The sequence below is a fragment of the Nocardia sp. CC201C genome (genome assembly GCF_030010695.1).
GTDB classification, from domain to species: Bacteria; Actinomycetota; Actinomycetes; order Mycobacteriales; family Mycobacteriaceae; genus Nocardia; species Nocardia otitidiscaviarum.
Map to the genome: position 1 here is coordinate 1 of NZ_JASCXP010000324.1, position 8605 is coordinate 8605.

An 8605-nucleotide genomic window follows, 5' to 3' on the forward strand; every position below is an offset into this window, starting at 1 on the left:
CCCTACCTTGGGGGGGGGTGGTTGTGGGGGCCCCCCCCCGCCCCCCCCCCCCCCCGGCAGCGGATCGGGGGCTCCCGCAGCCCTCGGGGCACGCTCGCGATCCTGACGCCACGAGTAGTGTAGGTCAGGCTTACCTAAGTTGCAAGTGGTGGTCGTGACCCCGCGCCGGAATGCCGGATCGGCCGTGCCACTGTGGGTACATGACGCAGCAAGATTTCTCGTCGGTGCGGTCCATGGCGGATGTGACGCCGGAGCTGATGAACCAGTTCAGCGAGGGTACCTTCACCGACCTCATCGGGTTGAAGTTCACCGAGCTGACCGCCGACCGGGTGAGTGCGGAATGGGTGGTCGGCCCGCAGCAGTTCCAGCCCGCCGGGATCGTGAACGGCGGCGTGTACTGCACCGTCATCGAGACCCTTGCCAGCGTGGCCGCGAGCGTGTGGCTGGGGGAGAAGGGGACCGTGGTCGGGGTCAACAACAACACCGACTTCCTGCGCGCGGTGCGCGAGGGGACGCTGCGCGGCGTCGCGACGCCGATCCACCGCGGGCGGTCGCAGCAGCTGTGGGTCGTGGTCATCACCGACGAGCAGGAGCGGCCGGTGGCGCGCGGCCAGGTGCGGTTGCAGAACCTCGCCACGCGGGACTGACGAACCGCGGGGGACCGGTGAAACACCGAGGTGACGAAACACTGAGGTAATACGGGGCGTGTCAGAATGACCGGCGATCCGCCCCACGACCTCGGTGAGGAGCCCGAATGCGACTGTCGCCGCATGAGCAGGAACGCCTGCTGTTGAGCTACGCGGCCGAATTGGCCCGCAGGCGACAGGCGCGCGGACTCAAACTCAACCATCCGGAGGCGATCGCGCTCATCACCGACCATGTGCTCGAGGGCGCGCGGGACGGGCGCAGCGTGGCCGAACTGATGGCGTCGGGGCGCACCGTGCTCACCCGCGACGACGTCATGCCGGGGGTGCCGGAGATGATCCACGACGTGCAGGTGGAGGCCACCTTCCCGGATGGCACCAAGCTCGTCACCGTCCACCACCCGATCGGATGACGATGATTCCCGGCGAATACCACTGTGCCGAGGGCACGATCGAGATCAACCCGGGTGCCGACCGCATCGAGGTGGATGTGGTCAACACCGGCGACCGGCCGGTGCAGGTCGGATCGCATGTGCACTTCCCGCAGGCGAACGCGGCCCTGGAATTCGACCGCGCGGCCGCGCACGGCCGCCGCCTCGACATCCCCGCCGGAACCGCGGTGCGCTTCGAACCCGGTCTGGCCCAGCGGGTGTCGCTGGTGCCGCTGGGTGGGACCCGCGAGGTGCACGGAATCAGTCTCACCCCACCCGGAAAGCTGGATGCCTGATGACCGAACTGTCCCGCGCCCGCTACGCCGAACTGTTCGGACCCACCGTCGGCGACCGCATCCGCCTCGCCGATACCGATCTGTTCATCGAGATCACCGAGGACCGCAGCGGCGGACCGGGACTCGCCGGTGACGAGGCCGTCTTCGGCGGCGGCAAGGTGCTGCGCGAGTCCATGGGCCAGGCCCGCGCCACCCGCGCCGAGGGCACCCCGGACACCGTCATCACCGGCGCGGTGATCGTGGACCACTGGGGAATCATCAAGGCCGATATCGGGATTCGCGACGGCCGCATCCGCGCCATCGGCAAGGCGGGCAACCCCGACACCATGAGCGGGGTGCATCCCGATCTGGTGGTGGGACCCTCGACCGAGATCATCGCGGGCAACGGCCGCATCGTCACCGCGGGCGCCATCGACTGCCACGTGCACTTCATCTGCCCGCAGCTGCTGGACGAGGCCATGGCGGGCGGCATCACCACCATGGTGGGCGGCGGCACCGGACCGGCGGAGGGCTCCAAGGCCACCACCGTGACCCCGGGCGCGTGGCATCTGGGCCGCATGCTGGAGGCCACCGACTCCTGGCCGGTCAACATCCTGCTGTTGGGCAAGGGCAATACCGTGCGCCCCGAGGCCATGTGGGAGCAGTTGCGCGGCGGTGCGGGCGGATTCAAACTGCACGAGGACTGGGGGACCACCCCGGCCGCCATCGACGCCTGCCTCACCGTGGCCGACGCCTCGGGCGTGCAGGTGGCGCTGCACTCGGACACGCTCAACGAGGCCGGATTCGTGGAGGACACCCTCGCCGCCATCGGCGGGCGGGCCATCCACTCGTATCACACCGAGGGGGCGGGCGGCGGGCACGCGCCCGACATCATCACGGTCGCCTCCTATCTCAATGTGCTGCCGTCCTCGACCAATCCGACCCGGCCGCACACCGTCAACACCCTCGACGAGCATCTCGACATGCTGATGGTGTGCCATCACCTGAGCCCGTCGATTCCGGAGGATCTGGCCTTCGCGGAGAGCCGGATCCGGCCCTCCACCATCGCGGCGGAGGATCTGCTGCACGATCTGGGCGCGATCTCCATGATCGGCAGCGACGCGCAGGCGATGGGCCGCATCGGCGAGGTTGTCATGCGCACCTGGCAGACCGCGCACGTCATGAAGAAGCGGCGCGGCGCGCTGCCCGGCGACGGGGCCGCCGACAACAACCGGGTGCGGCGCTATATCGCGAAGTACACCATCTGTCCGGCCGTCACGCACGGCCTCGATCACGAGATCGGGTCGGTGGAGGTGGGCAAGCTGGCCGATCTGGTGCTGTGGGAGCCCGCCTTCTTCGGTGTCCGCCCGCACGCCGTGCTCAAGGGCGGCGCGATCGCCTGGGCGGCCATGGGTGACGCCAATGCCTCCATTCCGACTCCGCAGCCGGTGCTGCCGCGCCCCATGTTCGGCGCGTCGCCCACCGTGGCCTCGGGTACCTCGCTGCATTTCGTGTCGGAGGCCGCGATCGAGGACGGTCTCGCGGACCGGCTGCGGGTGAACCGCAGACTGGTGCCCGTCGCGAATGTGCGTCGCCGCACCAAGGCGGACCTGCCCAACAATGACGCCATGCCGCGTATCGAGGTGGATCCGGACACGTTCACGGTGCGCATCGACGGCGAGGTGTGGGCGGAGGAGCCCGCGGTCGAACTGCCGATGGCGCAGCGCTACTTCCTGTTCTGACGTTCGCGTTCGGCGCCGAGGCCCCCGTCGGTGGCAGACTGCGGATATGAGCGCAGACTGGACCGACGTGGATCGCTACCTCGTGGACGCCCTGGTGGGAGACCGGGATTCGGAGGTGCTGGCGGCCAATGCGGCCGCCGGGCTCCCGCCCATCGACGTCTCCCCGCCTCAGGGCGCGTTTCTGCGCCTGACCGCGCTGTCCATCGGCGCGCGGCGGGTGTTGGAGATCGGGACGCTCGGCGGGTACAGCACGATTCAGCTGGCGCGGGCGGTCGGCAAGTCCGGGCAGGTGGTCACCTTCGAATACGATCCGGAGCACGCGCGGGTGGCGCGGGAGAATCTGGACCGCGCGGGTGTGGGGGACCGGGTCGACATCCGGGTCGGCGCGGCCCTCGACAGCCTGCCCGTGCTGGCCGACGAGCGGCCCGAACCCTTCGATCTGGTGTTCATCGACGCCGACAAGGTCAACAACGCCAACTATGTGCGCTGGGCGCTGCGGCTGACCCGGCCGGGCGCGGTGATCATGGTCGACAATGTCGTGCGCGACGGTGGGGTGGCGGAGGCGGATTCGGCCGATCCCGCTATTCGCGCCAGTCGCGAGGTGATCGAATTCTGCGCCGCCGAACCGCGCCTGGACGCCACCGTGCTCCAGACCGTCGGCAGCAAGGGCTGGGACGGATTCATCTACGCGGTCGTACTCGACGCCCAGGGCTGACGGTTCACGGCGTGATATCGCCGTCCACGTACACCCAGGCACCGTCGTCGCGACGGAAGCGGCTGTGCTCGTGCAGCGTTCCCGCCCGCCCGTGGGCCCGATAGTGCGCCCGGAATTCGACGGTGCCCGCGGTGTGGAACGGCCCGCCGCCGGTGCTGCCCACGATCTCCAGAGCCTCCCAGCGCATCCCGGGTTCGAATTCCACGGTGGCCGGGCGGGTTTCGGGAGCCCAGCTGCGCAGTAGATACGCCTCGTCGCCCACCGCGAAGGCGCTGAACCGCGATCGCATCAGCGCCTCCGCCGTCGCCGCCCGCCCCTCACCCCGGTGCAGCGGGCCGCAGCACTGCGCGTAGGGCGCGGACGAACCACACGGACATGCGGCGGGTCCGGCGGCGGACTTCCGACGTTTCGACATGCCCCTATTCTCCGGACCGCGCTGTCGGCCGCCGACCGGGGTGACGCGTGGTCGGCGATCCGTGCCTGGAGCGGCCCGCCGCGTCCTCCCGCAAACCCGAGCGGGTGAGCCGTTGCCGTCCACGTGTGGCTGTGGTGTTCGGCGGCCGCCCGCACCGCGGAGTGCTCCCCGGCAGCGGCAGGGACGCGAGAGGCGGGGCGGCACACGGGTGCGCCTGCTGATTCGCGCGGGCCGCGCCCGACGACCGGTCCAGCGTTCGCCGACGTGCCGGTGCGCGGGAGCGCCGATCGCGTCGTGCGGGTAGGCATCGGCGGCGGCCGCGTGGGAACCGGCCGCCGCACCGGATGCTGGCTGATATCTCGGCGCGATCATGGGTGGCGGCTGGTGCTTCGGCGCGGGGCGTGCATGGCGGCACGCCGCGCTTTCGTGCATTCGGTGCAAATGCGACAGGTCGCGCGCGTGCCTCTCGGTGTCGGTTCGGATCGCGGGGCAACGGGCGTGCTCGGCGGCGGATGAGCGCCGGGTGGCGACGAGAACGGTTCAGCGGTGGGCGGTGGCGAAGCCGTCGCAGAGCGCGGTGAGTCCGGCGTCGAGCATCAGCACCGGATCGAGCAGGTCGGTCGCGCCGGTGCCGTGCAATGCGGCCAGGCCCGGCGGTGTCTCCCAACGCGGGGTGCCGTCCAGCAGGGCGGCCAGGCCGGACTTCTGGTCCGGGTCGGTCTCCTTGCTCGCCAGTAGATTCGAGCTCACCTGCTGGAGTGCGACTCCGGCGATGTAGCTCCAGACCGACAGCGACATGCGGGTGGCCTCGCGGATGTCGACGTCGAGTTCGCGAAAGCCCTCGACCAGCCAGGACAGGCAGGTGAGGCTGTGCGGTCCGAAGTTGTAGCGCGGGACGGCGAAGGTGAACAGCACCCACGGATGCTCCTGGTAGAGCCGCCAGTCCACCTCGGCGGCGATACGCACCCGGTCCCGCCACGTCCAGTCCTGTCCGGTCGGATCGGGGTACGGATTGCGCCGCGCCACCTCGTCGGTCATATCCGAGAGCAGCACATCCTTGTTGGGGATGTGCCGGTACAGCGACATCGCGCCCGCTCCCAGGTGATCGGCGATGCGCCGCATCGAGAGCGACTCCAGTCCGGACTCGTCGGCCAGCGTGATGGCGGTGTCGACAATGGCGGCTCGCGTCAGCTTGGCCTCGGTCATGGGATAACTCGCTTTCCTTTCCCCTACCGGCGTGCGTACACTGTACCCCGGCTCTCGCGTACGCCGTACGCACGCACTCCGTGAACCACTCCACGCAGCAAGCACCGAAGGATAGGGAATGACCGGGACTCTCGCGCACTCGAACACGCCGCGACGCACGTCCGCGCCCCCGCGAGCCTGGCTCGGGCTGGGCGTGCTGATCCTGCCGGTGCTGCTGGTGTCGATGGACATGTCGGTGCTGTACCTGGCCATGCCGACGCTCACCGCGCATATGGACCCCTCGGCGACCGAACAGCTGTGGATCCTCGACATCTACGGCTTCATGATCGCGGGCCTGCTCATCACCATGGGCAACCTCGGCGACCGCATCGGACGCCGCAACATCCTCCTGGTCGGCGCGGCCATCTTCGGCATCGCCTCGGCCGTGGCCGCCTTCGCGCCGAGCGCCGAGGTGCTCATCGCGGCGCGGGCGCTCATGGGCATCGGCGGCGCGACCCTGCTGCCGTCCAGCCTGGCCCTCATCTCCAGCCTGTTCACCAGCGCCCGCGACCGCGCCACCGCCATCGGAGTGTGGACGGCCTTCTTCGCGGGCGGTTCGGCCGTGGGCCCGATCATCGGCGGCGTCCTGCTGCACCACTTCTGGTGGGGTTCGGTCTTCCTGATCAATGCCCCCGTGGTGCTGGTGCTGCTCGTCTTCGGTCCCATCCTGCTGCCCGAGCACCGCTCGGCCGGACGCGGGCCGCTGGACCTGCCCAGCGTGGCGCTGTCCATCGGCGGCATTCTGCCGCTGATCTACGCGGTCAAGCACATGGCCGCCGAGGGCGTCGACGCCGAGGCGGTGATCACGGGCGCGATCGGCGTGCTGGTGCTGACGGCGTTCATCCGGCGACAGCGCACCCTGGACGAACCGCTGCTGGATCTCGGCCTGTTCCGGCGCGGCCTGTTCGCGGTGGCCATCGGATCCAGCACCGTCGGCATGCTGGCCCTGGCCGGAATGAGCTATCTGACCAGCATGTACCTGCAATCGGTCACCGGGCGGGACGCCTTGCAGGCGGCGCTGCTCGGCATCCCGATGGCCGTGGTGGTGTTCACCACGTCCATGACCGGCGGGGCCATCGGCCGCCGCCTGGGCGTGCGCACCACCTTCGTGGTCAGTTCGAGCGCGGCCGCGCTGGGCAACCTCATGCTCTTCGGCGTCGGGGTGGACGGCGGCGTCGGCTGGTACATCGCGGGCACCGTGGTGGCCGGTCTGGGCCTGGGCACCATGTTCACGCTGGTATCGGAGGTGGCGGTGTCGTCGGTGCCGCCGGAGCGGGCCGGATCGGCGGTCGGCATCTCGGAGACCAGCTTCGAACTCGGCAACGGCCTGGGGTTGGCGCTGCTGGGTTCGCTGGCGGCCCTGGTATTCCGCAACGGCGGCGACTTCGCGCCCACCCTGGGGGAGACCATCACCCGCGCCGGTGACGACGCCGCGCTCATCCACGCGGCGCGCGAGGCATTCGTCGACGGCATGCACGTCGCCACCACCACCGGTGCGGTGCTGCTCATCGCCATGGCGCTGGTCGCCGCCTTCGCCAAGACCCGCGACGTCGAGCTGTCCGAGGCCGGGACGCCCGCGCACTGACCGGCGGCCGCGGCCGGTCCGCACGGTGTCGGCGAGCCAGCGCGCCGGCCGCACCGTGCTGCGGTCGATCCCGGAAGACTGCCGCGCCACCACATCGCGATATCGCGCGCAGCGCACTGTGCGCGCGAGACCGAGTCGGTCCGCGGGGGGCATCCGACCGCTCACCATGTCGTACTGCCGTCCCCGGGGCGCGCGGGACCGCGTATTCGGCGGCAACGGCAGCGAACCGGAGCCCACCGCAATACATTCGATGCTGTGAACGAGACCGCGCCCACCGGCAATGGCCGCCCGCTCGCGGAACGGGTGGCGACGCGCCTGCTGTACCCGACCTCGCGTCCGCGCGAGAAATCGCTGCGCGAGTCCGTCGAGGGCCGCATCGTGCTGATCACCGGGGCCTCGCACGGCATCGGCAAGGCGAGTGCGCGCAAACTGGCGGCCGCGGGGGCGACCGTACTGCTGGTGGCGCGCACCGCGGCGGATCTGGAGCGGGTGGCCGACGAGATCCGCGCGGCGGGCGGGACGGCGTTCACCTATCCCACCGACCTCACCGATATGGACGCGGTGCAGCGGCTGGGTGTGGGACTGCTCGCCGAGCACGGGCATATCGACGTGGTGATCAACAATGCGGGTAAGTCCATTCGCCGCCCGATCCACAAGTCCTACGACCGATTCCACGATTTCACTCGGACCATGGACATCAACTATCTGGGGCCGGTGCGGCTGCTGCTCACCCTGCTGCCGGATATGCGGGAGCGCCGCAGCGGCCATATCGTCAACATCTCCACCTGGGGGCTGCGGGTGCCGCCCGCCCCGCAGTGGTCGGCCTACTACGCCTCCAAGGCCGCCTTCGACAGCTGGTTGCGTTCGGTCGCAACGGAAGTCGCCGCCGACAAGGTCACCACGACCACCATCTACATGCCACTCGTGCACACCCGGATGAGCGCCCCGACCGACTTCTCCGGCGTGCCCGGCCTCACCGCCGACGAGGCCGCCGACCTGGTCTGCCACGCCGTCACGGCGCGGCCGTACGAGATCACGCCCTGGTGGTCCGGACCCGTGCAGGCGTGGAGTGATCTCGCGCGGGGACCCGCGCACCGGTTCATGGCCAGGAGCTTCCGCCGCCGGTGACGGCCGGGCGGGATGGCCGGGCCGAGGATGGGCGGGCGGCGCTGGCGGGCCGGGGTGGCCGGGCCGAGGATGGCCGGGCAGCGCAGGTCGGGCCGGGGTGGCCGGGCTGAGGGTGCTCGGGGAGCGATGGTCAGGCCGGGTGGTCGGGCAGCGGTAGTTGGGCCGCGCTGGTCGGGCAGGGGTGATCGGGCCGCGATAGTCGAGCCGGGGTGGCCGGGCAGCGCTGGGCGGGCCGGGATGGGCGGGCCGGAGCTGCCCGGTGGTTGGCCTAGGATCGGGCCATGGGTACTCCGGAGCGGCGGTCATGAGCCTCGCGATACTGCTGAACCTGGCGGACTCGCGGTTGCCGATCGGCGGGCACGTGCACTCCGGCGGAGTGGAGGAGGCCGTGAGTTCCGGCATGGTGCGCGATGTGCAGTCGGTGG

The 8605-nt window shown here is 70.4% G+C and carries 9 protein-coding genes and 1 pseudogene; 8 read left to right on the top strand and 2 right to left on the bottom strand.

From position 1 onward, the window contains the following. Nucleotides 1-200: 200 nt before the first annotated feature. The 5 genes from QK444_RS26860 to QK444_RS26880 all read left to right on the top strand — a co-directional run bounded on the left by QK444_RS26860 (nt 201) and on the right by QK444_RS26880 (nt 3807). On the top strand, nt 201-647 hold the full coding sequence (locus tag QK444_RS26860) for a PaaI family thioesterase (protein ID WP_282784902.1): 447 nt from the start codon (nt 201-203) through the stop codon (nt 645-647). 107 nt (nt 648-754) lie between these two features. Next, on the top strand, nt 755-1057 hold the full coding sequence (locus QK444_RS26865; protein WP_282784904.1) for an urease subunit gamma: 303 nt from the start codon (nt 755-757) through the stop codon (nt 1055-1057). A 2-nt stretch (nt 1058-1059) separates the two neighbouring features. Then, on the top strand, nt 1060-1371 hold the full coding sequence (locus QK444_RS26870) for an urease subunit beta (protein ID WP_282784916.1): 312 nt from the start codon (nt 1060-1062) through the stop codon (nt 1369-1371). Continuing rightward, a complete protein-coding gene (locus QK444_RS26875) occupies nt 1371-3092 on the top strand; it encodes an urease subunit alpha (RefSeq protein WP_282784906.1) in 1722 nt (573 codons plus the stop codon). The genes QK444_RS26870 and QK444_RS26875 overlap by 1 nt, the downstream gene beginning before the upstream one ends. Nucleotides 3093-3138: 46 nt before the next feature. Beyond that, nucleotides 3139-3807: an O-methyltransferase gene (locus QK444_RS26880; protein WP_282784908.1), complete on the top strand. Its 669-nt coding sequence runs from the start codon at nt 3139-3141 to the stop codon at nt 3805-3807. A 4-nt stretch (nt 3808-3811) separates the two neighbouring features. On the opposite strand, the gene QK444_RS26885 is transcribed toward QK444_RS26880, so the two are convergent. Both QK444_RS26885 and QK444_RS26890 read right to left on the bottom strand, forming a co-directional pair. Further along, complete coding sequence (locus QK444_RS26885) at nt 3812-4222, bottom strand: YchJ family metal-binding protein (RefSeq protein ID WP_282784910.1); 411 nt, start codon at nt 4220-4222, stop codon at nt 3812-3814. A 540-nt stretch (nt 4223-4762) separates the two neighbouring features. Next, a complete protein-coding gene (locus QK444_RS26890; protein ID WP_282784911.1) occupies nt 4763-5428 on the bottom strand; it encodes a TetR family transcriptional regulator in 666 nt (221 codons plus the stop codon). A 118-nt stretch (nt 5429-5546) separates the two neighbouring features. Here QK444_RS26890 and QK444_RS26895 point away from each other — a divergent pair, with 118 nt between their 5' ends. The 3 genes and pseudogenes from QK444_RS26895 to QK444_RS26905 form a co-directional block, all read left to right on the top strand. After that, entirely contained in the window at nt 5547-7052 is a 1506-nt protein-coding gene (locus QK444_RS26895) for an MFS transporter (protein WP_282784913.1), read from the top strand. Nucleotides 7053-7307: 255 nt separating this feature from the next. After that, entirely contained in the window at nt 7308-8180 is an 873-nt protein-coding gene (locus tag QK444_RS26900) for an SDR family NAD(P)-dependent oxidoreductase (protein ID WP_282784914.1), read from the top strand. A gap of 304 nt (nt 8181-8484) precedes the next feature. Beyond that, nucleotides 8485-8605: pseudogene (locus tag QK444_RS26905) on the top strand (urease accessory protein UreF); the annotation flags it as partial.

Bases quoted from the DNA above. Each gene is read 5' to 3' on its own strand.
- QK444_RS26860 (WP_282784902.1), top strand. From the start codon at position 201: ATGACGCAGCAAGATTTCTCGTCGGTGCGGTCCATGGCGGATGTGACG.
- QK444_RS26865 (WP_282784904.1), top strand. From the start codon at position 755: ATGCGACTGTCGCCGCATGAGCAGGAACGCCTGCTGTTGAGCTACGCG.
- QK444_RS26870 (WP_282784916.1), top strand. From the start codon at position 1,060: ATGATTCCCGGCGAATACCACTGTGCCGAGGGCACGATCGAGATCAAC.
- QK444_RS26875 (WP_282784906.1), top strand. From the start codon at position 1,371: ATGACCGAACTGTCCCGCGCCCGCTACGCCGAACTGTTCGGACCCACC.
- QK444_RS26880 (WP_282784908.1), top strand. From the start codon at position 3,139: ATGAGCGCAGACTGGACCGACGTGGATCGCTACCTCGTGGACGCCCTG.
- QK444_RS26885 (WP_282784910.1), bottom strand. From the start codon at position 4,222: ATGTCGAAACGTCGGAAGTCCGCCGCCGGACCCGCCGCATGTCCGTGT.
- QK444_RS26890 (WP_282784911.1), bottom strand. From the start codon at position 5,428: ATGACCGAGGCCAAGCTGACGCGAGCCGCCATTGTCGACACCGCCATC.
- QK444_RS26895 (WP_282784913.1), top strand. From the start codon at position 5,547: ATGACCGGGACTCTCGCGCACTCGAACACGCCGCGACGCACGTCCGCG.